A 14,963-nucleotide genomic window follows, 5' to 3' on the forward strand; every position below is an offset into this window, starting at 1 on the left:
CGCTCATGTCAACACGATGGTGACATAGCCCACATAGGCCAAGGTCAACGCGACCCCCCAGATCCGGTTGAGATCGCGGCAGAGCACCACGAAGGGGATCAGCAGGAGCGAGGATGCCAGCATCACCCAGAGGTCAAAGCGGAGAAACTCGGGATCGACCGGCACCGGGCTTATCAGCGCAGTGATGCCGATGATCGCCAGAAGGTTGAACATGTTGGAGCCGATCACGTTGCCCAGCGCCACATCCGCCTGCCGCCGGATCGCGGCCATGACGGTGGTGGCAAGCTCTGGCAGCGAGGTGCCGAGCGCCACCAGCGTGAGCCCGATTGCCGCCTCGCTCAACCCATAGCGCAGGGCCAGGATCGAGGCGTTATCCACCAGGAGATCCGCGCCCAGCGGCAGGCCGACAAGCCCCAGCAAAAGGAAGGTGATGATCTGCCACCACGGCATGTCGGGGTCCGCGCCCTCGACCTCTTCTTCGTCATCGGCAAGCAGCGCGGCGGCGGCCACCTCGCGGCGATGGGCCAGCGCGTTGCGCAGCGCATCCCCCAGCATCAGCCCCAGCGCGCCCAGAAGCACCAGCCCGGCGATCCAGTCGAACGTGCCGCGATATGCCAACGCGATGAACAGCACGCTTGCCGCCAGCATCTGGAGATAGGAGTGCAGGCACTTGCACTGGCTTGTGTGCATCACCGCGATCATCGCCGGGATACCCATCACCAAGAGCACGTTGGCGGTGTTCGAGCCGACCACGTTGCCCAGCGCCAGCCCCGGCTTGTCGGCCAGCGCCGCGTTGACGGAAATCAGCAATTCGGGCGCAGACGTGCCGAAGGCCACCACCGTCAGGCTGACGATAAGCGCCGGAATACCGATCCGCAGCGCAAGGTTCACCGCGCCCTTTACCAGCGCATCGCCCGCCAGGAGCAGGATGACAAGGCCAAGGCCGACCATGATCCAGGGCATCATGCGCGAGGGTCCTTTTCACACGAACACGGCCCCTTGCCGATCCGGTAACGGCCGCATTTGCGGCATTTCGCGGCCTCGAGCCGCCTTTGGCCGGGAAAGCGCAGGCGACCGAACATCGCCAGCACGCCCATGCCCACGAGAAACAGGAGAACGATCTTCACGATCATGTCAAAGCCCGAACCGGGCATAGTGTGCCCGGTCCTCGATCGCGGCCAGCGCATCCTGTGCGACATGCGCGCCAAAGCGCGACAAAAGCCCCCGCCTGCGCCCGTAGCGCATGAGGCGCACCTTGTCGCCATAGACCTCTTTCATGCGCGGCACCAAATGACCGAACCCATCGGCAAGGCCCAACTCGATCGCCTTGCCCCCGAGCCAGAACTCGCCCGAGAAAAGATCGGCACTGTCGTCGAGCCGGTCGCCGCGCCGATCCTTGACATGGGTGATGAAGGCGGTGTGGATATCGTCGAGAACACCCTTGAGCCGGGCCACGTCCTCGGGCTTTTCCGGCAGGAACGGATCGAGCGTGCTTTTGGAGCGGCCGGCGGTATAGACGCGCCGTTCCAGACCTTGCCGCTTGAGAAACACATCCGCCCCGAACCCCGCCGAGATCACCCCGATGGAGCCGAGGATCGACGAGGCATCGACGCGGATATCATCCGCCGCCGCCGCCAGCCAATAGCCGCCCGAGGCGGCCACATCCTCGACAAAGGCATGAACGGGAATGTTCTTTTCCTCCGCCAGCCGCCGTATCCGCGCCGCGATCAGCGAGGATTGCACCGGAGAGCCGCCGGGCGAGTTGATTTCGAGCGCCATCGCCGCGGGCTTGCCGCGGCGAAAGGCCTTTTCGATCACCGGGCCGAGTGCCTCGTCGCTGAGGCCCGCGCGCGCGCCCGAGCCGATCACCCCGGCAAGGCGGATGACGGCAACCCGAGGCGGTTTTTTCAGAAAGGGGACAAGATGTCTCATGCCGCCCGATGTAGAGTGCGCGGGCGCGACAAACAAGGCGGCGGTTCACCCTGAAGGGCCGCGCGCGAATTTTCTGTTGCGTCCGGGGGGACGCCCGTCAGGGGCCGGGCCGCCCCGCCGCGCGCACCGCCCGTTCCAGCGCATCGAGAAACCGCGAGCGGTCTGCCTTGGTAAAGCCCTTGCCTCCGCCCTGCCGGAACGGATCGGCGGCGCGGATATCGGCCATCAGATCGCGCGTGGCCAGCACGTTGCCGATATTGGCCTCTGTCAGCGCCTCGCCATTATGCTTGAGCACCAAGGCCCCCGCCGCCACGCATTTCGCCGCCAACGGAATATCCCCGGTCACCACCACATCCCCCGGCCCCGCGCGCTCGGCGATCCACATATCGGCCACGTCCGGCCCATCGGACACGATCACCATCTCCACCAGCGGATTGCGCGATGGCCGCAACCCGCCATTGGAGACAACAAACATCCGCAGCCCGTGCCGCGTGGCCACCCGCTCGGCCTCGTCCTTGACCGGGCAGGCATCGGCGTCGATGTAGAGGGTCATGGCGGTATCCTTCTCTCGCGCCGCCGATCACAACCGCGACAGCGCCCCGGCACGTCCTACAAATTCCGCGCGGGGCCGTCTATGACTTGGGCAAAACCCATCACAAGGAGACACGCCATGCCCTTCCTCCCCAGCCTGCCCGATCCCGCGCATCTGAGCGATCTTTACGCGCGCTTTCCCGAGAATGTGCAGCCGCTCATGGTCTATACCGACGGGCTGTTGCGCGGCGAGGGGGAGTTGAGCGTGGGCGAGCGTGAATTGATCGCCACCTATGTTTCGGCCCTCAACGCCTGCACCTTTTGCGCAGGCGCGCATCGCGCCTATGCCGAGGTGTTCGGGATTGATGGCGCGCTGATTGACGCGCTGATCGAGGATTTTGACAACGCCCCAGTGGATGACAAGCTGCGCCCGATCCTTGCCTATGTGGCCAAGCTCAACAACCTGCCCAGCAAGCTGGTCGCACGCGACGCTAGGGCCGTCTATGATGCCGGCTGGTCCGAGGCGGCGCTTTACGAGGCGGTGCAGGTCTGCGCGCTGTTCAACATGATGAACCGGATCATCGAGGGGGTGGGCGTCAATTTCGACTATGCCACCGCGCCCGAAGGGCACCACGCCAAGGGCACCCGCCCCGAGGATCAGACCCACACCTACAGCAAGTTCGGCGAGATGATCGCAGAGATGGCCAAAGGCTAGGGCCGTGATCGTTGTCGTCGGGCTGATCGTGGCATTCATCCTCGTGGCGGTGTTTTCAAACCGCGCGACGCGGGGCTGCCGCTGGCGGGAATACCGGGTGGGCGGTTGCGATCTGCGGGTGCGCTGGCACTGCGTGGCCTGCGGGGCGGAGGTCTTTACATCCGGGGGCGGCGCGCCGACTGTCTGTCATGATCCCAGCCGCCGGAGACCCTGAGCCATGCCGCAAACCCCCGCCGATGCCGCCGCCCGCCGCGCCGTGGCTCCCGTGATCTGCTATCCCAATGATACGCTGCCCCGGCCCGACTTGGCGCTTTACCGCGCCGCGCGGCAGGGCGCGGAGAAGATCGCCGAGGTGATCGTGCCCCCGCGCGAGGCGGCCTGCTTTCGCGTGGCCTCGGGGCAGGTCTTTCGCATCACGAGCGTTGACGGCCCGCAGGTGGGCGATCTCAACCTGTGGAACGCAGCCGACCTGTCGGAGCGGTTCTATTCCGGCAAGACGCGCGCGCTGCATGGCACGCATGTGACCACCGGCGAGCGGCTCTGGTCGTCGTTTCCGCATCTGCGCCCGATGGCGACGATCATCGAGGATACGCTGGGCTGGTATGGCATCGACGAATATGGCGGATCGGTCCATGACGTGATCGGCACGCGCTGCGATCCCTATACCGGCAACCTGCTGAGCGGGGTGCAGTATCACCATTGCTGCCACTCCAACCTCACGCGTGCCTTGGCGGCGGAGTTGGGCGTGCAGAGGGCAGAGGCGGAGCGCCATGTGCATGACGTGCTGAATGTGTTCATGTGCACCGGCTTTACCCGCGACACCGGGCAATATTTCATGAAGGCCAGCCCCGTGCGCCCCGGCGATTATCTGGAATTCTTCGCCGAGATCGACCTGCTTGGCGCGCTGAGCGCCTGCCCCGGCGGCGATTGCTCGTCCGAGCATACAAGCGACGCGGCGGCGTGCTTTCCGCTCAAGGTCGAGGTATTCGCGCCCAAGGCCGGATCGCTCGCCGCATGGCGCAGCCCGGCGCGCAACGGCTATGACCAGAGCCACGGCGATTGAGCGGGAGTGGCGACAAGAACAAAACGTGAATATAATCGAGCGTCGCTGCCTGACCGAATCGATCCCGATGTTCACCGAGCTTTGCGCCATCTCGAACTTCACCTTTCTCACCGGGGCCGCGCATCCCGAGGAGTATATCGAGCGTGCCGCCGCCCTTGGCCTTGCGGGCGTGGCGATTGCCGATGTGAATTCGGTGGCCGGCATCGTGCGCGCCCATGCCCGCGCGCGCGAGATCGCGCGGCAGGTGCGCGAGCGGCAGGCGTGGGAGGCGCGGGAGGGGTTTTATGGCCCGCCTGCGCCCCGGCCCATGGTGCCCGATTGGGCCAACACGCCGCGCCTCATCCCCGCCGCACGGCTGGTGCTGCGCGATGGCCTCACGCTCACCGCGCTGCCCGAGGACCGGCAGGGCTGGGCGCGGCTTTGCAGGCTCTTGACGCTGGGGCGGCGGCGGGCGGCCAAGGGGGGCTGCGATCTGGCGCTCAAGGATGTGCTGGAGGGGGCGGCGGGCCTGCATCTGCTATTGCATCCCGAGAGCGCGCCCGGCTGGCAGGATCAGGCGCGGCAGATCAAGGCGCGGGTCCATGACCGGCTGCACCTGCTGCTCAACCCGCATTACGACGGGCGCGACGGGCCGCGATTTGACCGGCTGGCGCGGGTCGCGGCGCGGCTGGGCCTGCCCACCATCGCCGCCGCCTGCCCGCTGATGCACCGAGCCAGCCGCCGCCGCATGGCCGATGTGCTGAGCGCGATCCGGCTCGGGGTGACGGTAGAGCGGCTGGGCCGCGCCGCCCTGCCCAATGCCGAAAGGCGCCTGCGTTCGGAGGCGGAGATGCGCCGCCTCTTCAAAGGCCACGAGGGGGCGGTGGACCGCGCCGCCGCGCTGGCCAACCAACTCACCTTCTCGCTCGACGCGCTGCGCCACGACTATCCCAGCGAGGCGGAGGGGGGCGAGACCCCCACCGCGCGGCTGCGGCGGCTGGCGGAAGAGGGGCTTGGCTGGCGCTATCCGCAAGGCGCGCCCGCCCGCGTGCGCGCGATGATGGAGCATGAACTCACCCTCATCGCCAAGCTGCGCTATGAGCCCTATTTCCTGACCGTCAACGAGGTGGTCGCCTTTGCCCGGTCGCGCGGCATCCTGTGCCAGGGGCGCGGATCGGCGGCCAATTCGGTGGTGTGCTACTGCCTTGGCGTGACCAGCGTTTCCCCCGAAATCGGCACCATGGTGTTCGAGCGGTTCGTATCCGAGGCGCGCGACGAGCCGCCCGATATCGACGTGGATTTCGAGCATGAGCGCCGCGAGGAGGTGATCCAGTGGATTTACGCGCGCTACGGGCGGCACCGCGCCGGGCTGTGCGCCACGGTGATCCATTACCGCGCCAAACGCGCCATCCGCGAGGTGGGCCGCGCCATGGGCCTGCCCGAAGACCTGCTGGCGGCAATCTCCTCGCAGATATGGGGCGGCGGGCGGCGGCCCGATGCGGCGCGGCTGGCCGAGCTTGGGCTTGACCCGCGCGACCGCCGCCTTGCCCTGACGCTCGATCTGGTGGACGAGATCATCGGCTTTCCCCGGCATCTCAGCCAGCATGTCGGCGGGTTTGTCATCGCCGCCGACCGGCTGGACGAGCTGGTGCCGATCGAGAACGCGGCGATGGAAGAGCGCACGGTGATCTGCTGGGACAAGGACGATATCGACACGCTTGGCATCCTCAAGGTCGATGTGCTGGCGCTGGGGATGCTGACCTGCATCCGCAAGGCGTTTCTTCTGCTGGCCGAGTATCGCGGGCAGGCCTATACCCTCGCCACCCTGCCGCCCGAGGATGCGCGCGTTTACGCGATGCTGGGGCGCGCCGACAGCCTCGGTGTGTTCCAGGTCGAAAGCCGCGCGCAGATGAATTTCCTGCCCCGGATGCGCCCGCGCACCTTCTACGATCTGGTGATCCAGGTGGCGATCATCCGGCCCGGTCCCATTCAGGGCGACATGGTCCACCCCTATATCCGCCGCCGCAATGGCGAGGAGGCGGTAAGTTTCCCCTCTGACGCCTTGGGTCGTGTGCTGGGCAAGACGCTGGGCGTGCCGCTTTTTCAGGAACAGGCGATGCAGATCGCCATCATCGGCGCGGGGTTCTCGCCCGAGGAGGCCGACCGCCTGCGCCGCGCGCTGGCGACGTTCAAGAAACATGGCCATGTCGGCGAATTTCGCGCGCGGTTCCTGCGCGGCATGGCGCAGAACGGCTATGACATGGACTTCGCCGAGCGCTGTTTTTCACAGATCGAGGGGTTTGGCAGCTACGGCTTTCCCGAGAGCCACGCGGCAAGCTTTGCCCTGCTGGTCTATGCCAGCGCCTGGATCAAGTGCCACCATCCGGCGATCTTCGCCTGTGCGCTGTTGAATTCGCAGCCGATGGGGTTCTACGCGCCCGCGCAGATCGTGCGCGATGCGCGCGAGCATGGCGTGACGGTGCGGCCCGTCTGCGTCAACGCCTCGTGCTGGGACAACACGCTAGAGCCGGACGGGCGCGGCGGGCTGGCGCTGCGGCTGGGGTTGCGGCAGGTGCGCGGGCTGGCGCGCGCCGAGGCTGATTGGATCGCGGCGGCGCGCGGCAATGGTTATCTCGGGCCAGAAGATCTGTGGCGGCGCGCGGGGCTCGCGCCCGCGCTCATCGCGCGGCTGGCCGAGGCCGACGCCTTTGCCGCCTGCGGCCTGTCGCGGCGCGACGCGCTTTGGCAGGCGCGCGCGATCCGCAGCCCCGATCCGCTGCCGCTTTTCGCGCGCGATCTGGATGGCGAGGGGATCATCGAGCCTGCTGCAAACCTGCCCGCGATGAGCCTTGGCGAAGAGATGGTCGAGGATTACGCCGCGCTGCGCCTCTCGCTCCGCGCGCATCCGCTGGCGCTTTTGCGGCCCATCCTCACCCCGTGCTGAGGTCATGGACAATCGCGCGCGTTGCGGAAATACTCGCACCAGCGACCACCACACCGGGAGAGCCTTCATGCGCTGCGTCTTCATCAATATCCGCTGCAAGCCCGGCCAGTCCTACCGCGTCGCCGAGGATATCGCGCTCCGGGAAATCCACTCGGAACTGCATTCCACCTCCGGCCCGTTCGACCTTCTGATGAAGCTCTACGTGCCCGAAGACGCGGATATCGGCAAATATATCAACGACAACCTGCTTGATATCGACGGGATCGAACGGACCGAGACGACGCTTACCTTCAAGGCGTTCTGAGCGGGGCAGGGGGGTATCGGGCTATTGCGGACGTTGAAGGCTTGGCCCCGGCGCGGAACAAGGGCGAAGCCCGCCGCGCCATCGCTGGGCCGTCCCGCGGCCTAGCGATTTTGATATGGAGCGCATCCTATCGGTGTCACACAGGTTTGGCTGGCATAAAGCGGCAGTTCCAACCGTTGCATCGCTAGTCCCCGGCCCAGCGACCGCGCGGCTCATCGCCAAATTTCAACGCCCCCCTCCCTACCCGATCACCTCGAAGCGCACCACGTCCACCAGCCCCCGGTCGGTAATCTTGAGCGCCGGGATCACCGGCAGCGCGAGAAACGCCAGTTGCAAAAACGGCTCGTGCAGCCCCACGCCCAGCGATTTCGCCGCCGCGCGCAGCGCCACCAGCCGCTCGCGCACCGCCTCGAACGGCTCGAGGCTCATCAGCCCGGCCACCGGCAGCGGCAATTCGGCCAGCACGCGGCCGCCCTCGACCACGACGAAACCGCCCTCTATCGCGGCCATCCGGTTCACCGCCACGGCCATGTCGTCGTAATCCACGCCGACACAGGCGATGTTGTGATGGTCGTGGCAGACGGTCGAGGCAATCGCCCCCGCTTTCAGGCCGAATCCGCGCACGAAACCGGTGGCGATATTGCCGTTGCGCCCGTGCCGCTCGACCACCGCGATGCGCAGCAGGTCGCGGGCCACATCGGGGCGCTTGTCGCCATCCTCGGGCACGATCTCCTCAAGCAGGTGCTCGGTGAGGATCTTGCCCTCGAGAATGCCAATCACATCCGTCTCTGCCCGGTTGCCGGTATGGCGGAAATCCTGCGGCGTCACGGTCGGTGCCTTGACCGAGTGCCGCCCCACCGGGGCCACAGTGCCGCGCGCGCCGAACGCCGCCGCATCCGCCACCACGCCGCCGCACAGCACCAGCCGCGCGTCGCAGGCCTCGAGCGATCCGAGCGCGACGATATCGGCCCGCCGCCCCGGTGCGATCAGCCCCCGGTCGCGCAGCCCGAACGCCTCTGCCCCCGACAGCGACGCCGCGCGATAGGCCGCGAGCGGCGACGCCCCGCGCGCGATCAGCGTGCGGATCATGTGGTCGAGATGCCCCTCCTCGCCGATATCGAGCGGGTTTCGGTCATCGGTGCACAGGCACATATAGGGCGCGGTGATCTCGCTCAAAAGCGGGCCAAGCGCGGCCAGATCCTTGCTCACCGATCCCTCGCGGATAAGCACCCGCATCCCGCGTTGCAGCTTTTCCAGCGCCTCGGCCTCGGTCGTCGCTTCATGCTCGGTGCGGATACCCGCCGCGCAATAGGCGTTGAGGTCACGGCCCGAAAGCTGCGGGCAATGCCCATCCATATGGCCACCCTCGAAGAGCCGCAGCTTGGCCATCATGCCCGCGTCGCGGTGGATCACGCCGGGATAGTTCATCACCTCGGCGAGCCCGATGCCCGAGGGGTGCTCCATCACCTCGCGCAAATCCTGCGCCCCGATCTCGGCCCCGGACGTTTCCATATCGGTGGAGGGCACGCAGGAGGACAGCTGCACCCGGATATCCATCAGCGTGTGCGCGCTCGCCTCCTGGAAATAGCGGATACCGTCGAGGCCCAGCACATTGGCGATCTCGTGCGGGTCGCAGATCGCGGTGGTGACGCCACGCGGGGCCACGCAGCGGTCGAACTCCAGCGGCGTGACCAGCGAGCTTTCGATATGCAGATGCGTGTCGATGAAGCCGGGCACGAGGATGAGGCCGCTCACGTCGATCACCTCGCGCCCCTCATAGGCCGCGCCGATACCCACGATGGTATCGCCGCAGATCGCCACGTCGCCCGCGATCATCGCCCCGGTGATGAGGTCGAACACCTCGCCGCCGCGCAGCACCGTGTCGGCGGGCATGTCGCCGCGCCCCTGTGCGATCCGATCCTCAAGCCCTGCCATATCTGCCTCTCCGCCTCTGCCGCCCGTCACTGTCGCGCGGGCGCGCGCCAGAGGCAACCCTGCGGGGCGGCGGCCTTATGTCACCTGTGCCGCGTTGTGCGGGCGCAGAAAGATCGACACCGTGAGCAGGCTGAACACGAATTCATAGCTTTCCCACTTGGTCATCATCTGCACCGCGAGGATCACCACCGTGGCCGCCAGCGCCAGGATCATGTGCCGCGTGTCCGCGACCGGGATGGCCAGCCGGTCGACGATCCGGCCCAGCCCCCCGATCCGTCCGTAAACCAGCGGCAAAACCAGCAGGTAGAGCAGGATCACCAGCGACAGCCCGCCGCCGAACACCGTCTTCACCAGCTTGACATCGCCCACCACGAGATTGTGGAGATTGGTTTCTCCCTGCGCGTTGTTCTCGACAAAGAACGCCGGTGCCGCGCGGTCAAACAGCCGGTAGCCCCAGGAAATCTCCTCTCCCGCCGCAAAGAAGAAGGCGAGCGCGTAAAGCGCCGTCAGCGCCACCAAAACCACCCCGCGCCCGCGCAGCGCCACCGCGTTGCGCACCAAGACCAGCGACGACAAGAGCAGGCACACCGCCGTGCCCCATTCCACTGGCCCATCCTCGATGGCAAAGCCTGCGCGAAACGCCGCGTGCAGGCCGGTGACGTAGTAGATCACGGTGAAGATCAGCGTGGCATAGCCAAGCCCGAAGAGCACGACATCGGCATGGCTCAGATGCGAGCGATCGGTGAGGCGCGGCATGTCCGGGGCCTTTTCATCAGGTCTGCGATGGCAGGCCGGTATCCCATGCGGCGGCGCGCATCAAGAGCCGGGCGCGCGCCTTTGCCGTCTCGGCCCCCGCCCCTTGCCCGCTGCGGCAAAGCGTCCGACCTGCCGCGCCAGCACCGTGAAGGAGGCAAGTAACAGCACCGTCGTGGCCCATTCCGCCGGTCCGTCCTCGATGGCATAGACGGTGTGGAACACGTCCGTTTGCAGCATGTGAAACACGATCAGCGCCAGGATATTGGCGATCACGAGCGACAGCAGCAGCGTGTCGAAAACGGGCCTGCGGGTCGGGGGCCGTGTGTCGGCGATCACGGGGGAGGGGTCGGGCATGACAGGTGGTTTTCGCAAGGCTGTTCCAAGTTTGTCATGGCTACGCCATAACGCCGTCCCGTGCCAGCATCGCGGCGGCGGCGTTATGTCCCATGGGCGCGTCGCGCCGGCCCGCAAACGCGCGCGGGCACGCCCGAAGACGTGCCCGCCAGAATTGCCCGCCAGTCTTGTCCCCGTCCGGGGCTCAGCCCTTTTTCAGAACCCGCTGCCCCAGCGTCTCGGCGATCTGCACGGCGTTGAGGGCGGCACCCTTGCGCAGGTTGTCGGAAACGCACCACAGGTTGATGCCGTTGTCGATGGTGGGGTCCTGGCGGATGCGGCTGATGAAAGTGGCGTAATCGCCGACGCATTCGATGGGCGTGACATAGCCGCCATCCTCGCGCTTGTCGATCACCATGATGCCGGGGGCCTCGCGCAGGATGTCGCGGGCCTCGGCCTCGTCGAGATGGTCCTCGAACTCGATATTGATCGCCTCGGAATGGCCGACAAAGACCGGCACGCGCACGCAGGTCGCGGTGAGCTTGATCGCGGGGTCGACGATCTTCTTGGTCTCGGCGACCATCTTCCATTCTTCCTTGGTCTGGCCGTCCTCCATGAACACGTCGATATGCGGAATGACGTTGAAGGCGATCTGCTTGGGATAGACCTTGGCTTGGTAATTGTCGGTCGGGTTATAGACCGCCTTGGTCTGGTCCCACAGCTCGTCAATCGCCTCCTTGCCAGAGCCGGAGACCGATTGATAGGTCGAGACCACCACGCGCTTGATCCGGGCGCGGTCGTGCAGGGGCTTCAGCGCCACCACCATCTGCGCGGTGGAGCAGTTGGGATTGGCGATGATGTTCTTCTTGGCATAGCCCAGCACCGCCTCGGGGTTCACCTCCGGCACGACAAGCGGCACGTCGGGGTCGTAGCGATAAAGCGACGAGTTATCGATCACCACGCAGCCCGACTTGGCCGCACGCGGCGCATAGATCTTGGTTGCATCCGAGCCGATGGCGAAAAGCGCCATATCCCAGCCGGTGAAATCAAAGGCGTCAAGGTCCAAGGTCTTGAGCGTTCGGTCGCCAAAGCTCACCTCGGTGCCGAGCGAGCGGCGCGACGCGAGTGCTGCGATCTCGTCCACCGGAAACTGGCGCTCGGCCAGGATGTTGAGCATTTCGCGGCCCACGTTGCCCGTGGCGCCGACGACGGCGATCCTGTAACCCATGGTGATGCCTCCAAAGCTGGGGTTGCGGAGCGGGTCATACAGGGATTGCTGGCGATGTGAAAGGGGCCGCGCTCAGCCCATGTTGTCGCGACTGAAGAGATAGATCGCCAGACCCAGCGCCAGCGCCCCGGCAAAAAGCGCGAAAATCGCCACATGTCCCGCCACCGCGCCCTGCGCCGCGGCAGAGGCATGAAGCGGCCCGGTGACGAACTGCGCCACGCCGACGCCGCCGATGCCGAAGAGATTGAGCAGCGTCACCCCCCGCCCCGCCAGATGTGCCGGGATGAAGGCGCGGCCATGCGCCACGATCACCGGGAAGGACGCCCCGGCAAAGCCGACCACCGCCAGAAGCGCCACCGACAGGCCAAGCCCCCGGTCCGGCCAGAGAATGAGCGCGACCAGCGCGAGCATGGCCAGGAGGTTGCCGCCGAAAATCACCCATTTGCGGCTGCCCATCAGCCGGTCAAGCGGGCCATAGGTGAAGGTGCCCGCGATCATCGCCACGCCCATCACCAGCGTTGCCTGACCCACAGCGCCGGTATCGAGCGCGAACACATCGCGCAGATAGGGCCCGGCCCAGAGGCCGCGCAACGCCGCCGAGGGCGCGTAGGCCACGAACATCAGCGGCAGGATCGCCCAGAGCGCGGGCATTTTCAGCAGATCGAACACCGAGCCGCGTGCCTCGCCGGTCACCGCCTCGGGGTCGCGCACCAGCATCGCAATCCCCAGCGCCACCACCGCCGACAGTGCCGCCAGCCCCCAGAGCGCCGCGCGCCAGCCTATGGTCTCGGCGGCCAGCGCCATCGGCCATGCGGCCACGAGGTTTCCGACCGATCCCACCCCAAGCATGAGCGCCGCCAGCGTGGCAAAGCGCGCGGGCGCGAATTGCCGCGCAAAGATATAATAGGACGCCATCAGCACCGGCGCGCAGCCCACCCCGATCAGCGCCATCGCGAGGCTGATATGCAGCGGTGCCGTGGCCAGCGCGAAAAGCGCGGCCCCCCCTCCCCCGCCAACCAAAAGCAGCGCGGCCGTCGTGCGGCGTGGCCCGATCCGGTCAAGCGCCCAGCCGACGGGAAGTTGCATCACGGCGAAAACCAGAAACCACAGGCCCGACGCAAAGGCCAGATCGTCGGGCGAGGCCCCCAGATCACGCTCCAGCGGGCCGCTCAGCACCGCGAGGAAGGCGCGGAAAAACTGGCTCAGCACATAGGCGAGGCACAGCAAGGTCAGACCGGCGCGCACCCGATCAGCCCGCGTCGCGCGCGATGAGCACGTCGACATGCGCCGCCACACTCTCGGCCAGCGCATCGAGGTCATAGCCGCCCTCAAGGCAGCTCACCAGCCGACCGCCGCAGCAGTCATCGGCCAAGTCGCAAAGCCGGTCGGTGATCCAGGCGAAATCCGCGGTCTCAAGCTGCAATTCCGCCAGCGGGTCGGCGCGATGCGCGTCGAACCCCGCCGAGACGAGGATCAGCTCGGGGGCAAAATCCCTGACGCGGGGAAACACCTTTTCCTCGTAAAGCCGCCGGAATTCCTGCGAGCCGGTGCCCGGCGCAATCGGCAGGTTCACCACCGTGTCATGCGGGCCGGTCTCATCCGCGGTGCCGGTGCCGGGCCAGAGCGGGAACTGATGCGACGAAATGAACAGCGCGCGCGGCTCGTCTTCGAGCAGGTCTTGCGTGCCGTTGCCGTGATGCACGTCGAAATCCACCACCGCCACGCGGGCAAGGCCGTGGTGATCCAGCGCATGTTTGGCGGCAATCGCCACGTTGCCGAACAGGCAAAACCCCATCGCCGTCTCGCGCTCGGCATGGTGCCCCGGCGGGCGCGCGGCGACAAAGGCGCGGCCCGCCTCGCCCCCCAGCACCAGATCGACCGCGCGCACCGCCCCGCCCGCCGCGCGATGCGCAGCAGATAGGCTGCCGGGTGACATCCAGGTATCGGCGTCGATCTGCGCGAGGCCCTCAGTGGGGGCGGCGGCGCGGATGCTGTCGAGATAGGCCTTGGGGTGCACGCGCAACAGGTCATCCTCGGCCACCATCGGGGCGGTGATGCGCGTCACCGCCTTGCCCTCCAGCGCCGCCAGCACATGGGCCAGCCGGGCCACCTGCTCGGGATGGCCCTCTGGTGTCTCGTGGTTCAGGCAATCGGGGTGGGTAATCAGGGCTGTGGTCATGGCGCTCCTCCGTCTCGGTCGGGAAAAGACCCGGATTCCGGCCCCGTGTCCAGTCCTGCCATGCACATGAAGACCGCGCCTTTGCCTCAGGTGGCACGCCCTAGCGATAGGTGCGCTCCTCTATCGGGGTGGCCTCGATCCCGGCGCGCAGGCCGGCAAGCAGCGCCTGTTCCGCGCGATTGAGCACCGCTTGCGGGTTCCACACCACGTGCACATCCACCGCCGCCGTCTGGTCATAGGGCGGCAATTGCCACAAGAGCCCGTCGCGCACATCGCGCGCGGCGACATGAAGCGGCAGCGGGCCGATGCCGAGCCCGGCGACGATCATGCGGCGCACCTCCTCCAGATGGCTCGACGTGGCGATGATCTGATCGCCGAGTTCCGCCTGCGCGCGCATCAGCGTCACGGGCTTCAGCGCATCCTGCAAGCGGTCGGTCTCGAAGCTGACGGCGCTTTGCCCCGCAAGATCGGCGCGCGACAGGTCGCGCCGCCCGAAAAGCGGATGCGGCGGGCCGCAAAAGAGGCCAAAGAATTCACGGTAAAGCCGCAGATATTCCAGCCTCGGGTTGCGCTTGTGCACCAGGCAGATGGCAAACGACGCCGAGCGCGCCGAGACCGTCTCGATCGCCTGCGCCGAGGAATGCACCTCGATCGAGAGCGTCGCGCGCGGGTTTTCCTTGTGGAACGCCGCCAGCACCTGATCGAAAAGCGGGCAGATCACATGGCTTGCCAGCGACACCCGCACATGCCCCGTCACCTCGTCGGTCATGTCGCGCATGAGCGTCGAGAGCCGCAGGATCGCGCCCTGGATGTCGAGCGCCTCGCGATAGAGCACCTCGCCCGCCTCGGTCAGCTCGAACCGCCCCGGCGCGCGGTGGATGAGGCGCTTTCCAACCCTATTTTCAAGCCGTTTCAAAGCGGTAGAGACCGAAGGCTGCGTCAGGCGCAACCGGTTCGCGGCATCGGTGACAGAGCGCGATTGCGCCAGCACGACGAAGCTGCGCAAGAGGTTCCAATCCATCTCGCGCATGATGCGTTCGGGGCTGTGGCGGGTTTCCATAGAT

At 66.7% G+C, this 14,963-nt stretch carries 16 protein-coding genes; 5 read left to right on the top strand and 11 right to left on the bottom strand.

Annotated features, from left to right (window positions below; genetic code table 11):
- Positions 1-3: 3 nt before the first annotated feature.
- From ABIE58_RS11445 to ABIE58_RS11460, 4 genes are all read right to left on the bottom strand, one after another.
- A complete protein-coding gene (locus ABIE58_RS11445; protein WP_354544854.1) occupies positions 4-966 on the bottom strand; it encodes a calcium/sodium antiporter in 963 nt (320 codons plus the stop codon).
- A complete protein-coding gene (locus ABIE58_RS11450; protein ID WP_354544926.1) occupies positions 963-1,127 on the bottom strand; it encodes a hypothetical protein in 165 nt (54 codons plus the stop codon). The genes ABIE58_RS11445 and ABIE58_RS11450 overlap by 4 nt, the downstream gene beginning before the upstream one ends.
- A 7-nt stretch (positions 1,128-1,134) precedes the next feature.
- Positions 1,135-1,932 carry a S49 family peptidase gene (locus ABIE58_RS11455; RefSeq protein ID WP_354544855.1) on the bottom strand — a complete coding sequence of 266 codons (798 nt, stop codon included), beginning with the start codon at positions 1,930-1,932 and terminating at the stop codon, positions 1,135-1,137.
- 97 nt (positions 1,933-2,029) lie between these two features.
- Positions 2,030-2,485: a YaiI/YqxD family protein gene (locus tag ABIE58_RS11460; RefSeq protein ID WP_354544856.1), complete on the bottom strand. Its 456-nt coding sequence runs from the start codon at positions 2,483-2,485 to the stop codon at positions 2,030-2,032.
- A gap of 117 nt (positions 2,486-2,602) precedes the next feature.
- On the opposite strand from ABIE58_RS11460, the gene ABIE58_RS11465 reads away from it, so the two are divergent.
- From ABIE58_RS11465 to ABIE58_RS11485, 5 genes are all read left to right on the top strand, one after another.
- Positions 2,603-3,178 carry a carboxymuconolactone decarboxylase family protein gene (locus ABIE58_RS11465; RefSeq protein ID WP_354544857.1) on the top strand — a complete coding sequence of 192 codons (576 nt, stop codon included), beginning with the start codon at positions 2,603-2,605 and terminating at the stop codon, positions 3,176-3,178.
- Positions 3,179-3,182: 4 nt separating this feature from the next.
- Positions 3,183-3,392, top strand: coding sequence for a hypothetical protein (locus ABIE58_RS11470; protein ID WP_354544858.1), 210 nt, complete (start codon positions 3,183-3,185; stop codon positions 3,390-3,392).
- A gap of 3 nt (positions 3,393-3,395) precedes the next feature.
- Positions 3,396-4,241 carry an urea carboxylase-associated family protein gene (locus ABIE58_RS11475; RefSeq protein ID WP_354544859.1) on the top strand — a complete coding sequence of 282 codons (846 nt, stop codon included), beginning with the start codon at positions 3,396-3,398 and terminating at the stop codon, positions 4,239-4,241.
- A 67-nt stretch (positions 4,242-4,308) separates the two neighbouring features.
- Positions 4,309-7,164 (top strand): error-prone DNA polymerase, encoded by a 2,856-nt coding sequence (locus tag ABIE58_RS11480; protein ID WP_354544922.1) that lies wholly within the window; start codon positions 4,309-4,311, stop codon positions 7,162-7,164.
- Between the two features lie 67 nt (positions 7,165-7,231).
- Positions 7,232-7,468, top strand: a complete 237-nt coding sequence (locus ABIE58_RS11485; RefSeq protein WP_354544860.1) for an Lrp/AsnC ligand binding domain-containing protein — start codon at positions 7,232-7,234, stop codon at positions 7,466-7,468.
- Between the two features lie 240 nt (positions 7,469-7,708).
- Here the strand turns inward: ABIE58_RS11485 and ade are convergent, their stop codons facing one another.
- The 7 genes from ade to ABIE58_RS11520 form a co-directional block, all read right to left on the bottom strand.
- Positions 7,709-9,403, bottom strand: a complete 1,695-nt coding sequence (gene ade, locus ABIE58_RS11490; protein WP_354544861.1) for an adenine deaminase — start codon at positions 9,401-9,403, stop codon at positions 7,709-7,711.
- Positions 9,404-9,478: 75 nt separating this feature from the next.
- Positions 9,479-10,159 carry a hypothetical protein gene (locus ABIE58_RS11495; protein WP_354544862.1) on the bottom strand — a complete coding sequence of 227 codons (681 nt, stop codon included), beginning with the start codon at positions 10,157-10,159 and terminating at the stop codon, positions 9,479-9,481.
- 60 nt (positions 10,160-10,219) lie between these two features.
- The gene (locus ABIE58_RS11500; protein ID WP_354544863.1) at positions 10,220-10,513 is read right to left on the bottom strand and encodes a hypothetical protein; all 294 of its coding nucleotides are present in this window, start codon (positions 10,511-10,513) and stop codon (positions 10,220-10,222) included.
- A gap of 184 nt (positions 10,514-10,697) precedes the next feature.
- Complete coding sequence (locus ABIE58_RS11505; protein WP_354544864.1) at positions 10,698-11,720, bottom strand: aspartate-semialdehyde dehydrogenase; 1,023 nt, start codon at positions 11,718-11,720, stop codon at positions 10,698-10,700.
- A 72-nt stretch (positions 11,721-11,792) separates the two neighbouring features.
- Positions 11,793-12,965 (bottom strand): MFS transporter, encoded by a 1,173-nt coding sequence (locus tag ABIE58_RS11510; RefSeq protein WP_354544923.1) that lies wholly within the window; start codon positions 12,963-12,965, stop codon positions 11,793-11,795.
- A 4-nt stretch (positions 12,966-12,969) separates the two neighbouring features.
- Positions 12,970-13,899 (bottom strand): histone deacetylase family protein, encoded by a 930-nt coding sequence (locus ABIE58_RS11515; RefSeq protein ID WP_354544865.1) that lies wholly within the window; start codon positions 13,897-13,899, stop codon positions 12,970-12,972.
- A gap of 100 nt (positions 13,900-13,999) precedes the next feature.
- Complete coding sequence (locus ABIE58_RS11520) at positions 14,000-14,959, bottom strand: LysR family transcriptional regulator (RefSeq protein WP_502950089.1); 960 nt, start codon at positions 14,957-14,959, stop codon at positions 14,000-14,002.
- Positions 14,960-14,963 lie beyond the last annotated feature (4 nt).

Origin of the sequence: Roseovarius sp. MBR-78, assembly GCF_040547535.1 — a bacterium.
Lineage (GTDB): Bacteria > Pseudomonadota > Alphaproteobacteria > Rhodobacterales > Rhodobacteraceae > Roseovarius.

Coding starts and splice junctions, on each gene's coding strand:
- ABIE58_RS11465 (WP_354544857.1), top strand. CDS start 2,603: ATGCCCTTCCTCCCCAGCCTGCCCGATCCCGCGCATCTGAGCGATCTT.
- ABIE58_RS11495 (WP_354544862.1), bottom strand. CDS start 10,159: ATGCCGCGCCTCACCGATCGCTCGCATCTGAGCCATGCCGATGTCGTG.
- ABIE58_RS11445 (WP_354544854.1), bottom strand. CDS start 966: ATGATGCCCTGGATCATGGTCGGCCTTGGCCTTGTCATCCTGCTCCTG.
- ABIE58_RS11485 (WP_354544860.1), top strand. CDS start 7,232: ATGCGCTGCGTCTTCATCAATATCCGCTGCAAGCCCGGCCAGTCCTAC.
- ABIE58_RS11480 (WP_354544922.1), top strand. CDS start 4,309: ATGTTCACCGAGCTTTGCGCCATCTCGAACTTCACCTTTCTCACCGGG.
- ABIE58_RS11455 (WP_354544855.1), bottom strand. CDS start 1,932: ATGAGACATCTTGTCCCCTTTCTGAAAAAACCGCCTCGGGTTGCCGTC.
- ABIE58_RS11515 (WP_354544865.1), bottom strand. CDS start 13,899: ATGACCACAGCCCTGATTACCCACCCCGATTGCCTGAACCACGAGACA.
- ade (WP_354544861.1), bottom strand. CDS start 9,403: ATGGCAGGGCTTGAGGATCGGATCGCACAGGGGCGCGGCGACATGCCC.
- ABIE58_RS11475 (WP_354544859.1), top strand. CDS start 3,396: ATGCCGCAAACCCCCGCCGATGCCGCCGCCCGCCGCGCCGTGGCTCCC.
- ABIE58_RS11460 (WP_354544856.1), bottom strand. CDS start 2,485: ATGACCCTCTACATCGACGCCGATGCCTGCCCGGTCAAGGACGAGGCC.
- ABIE58_RS11505 (WP_354544864.1), bottom strand. CDS start 11,720: ATGGGTTACAGGATCGCCGTCGTCGGCGCCACGGGCAACGTGGGCCGC.
- ABIE58_RS11520 (WP_502950089.1), bottom strand. CDS start 14,959: ATGGAAACCCGCCACAGCCCCGAACGCATCATGCGCGAGATGGATTGG.
- ABIE58_RS11500 (WP_354544863.1), bottom strand. CDS start 10,513: ATGCCCGACCCCTCCCCCGTGATCGCCGACACACGGCCCCCGACCCGC.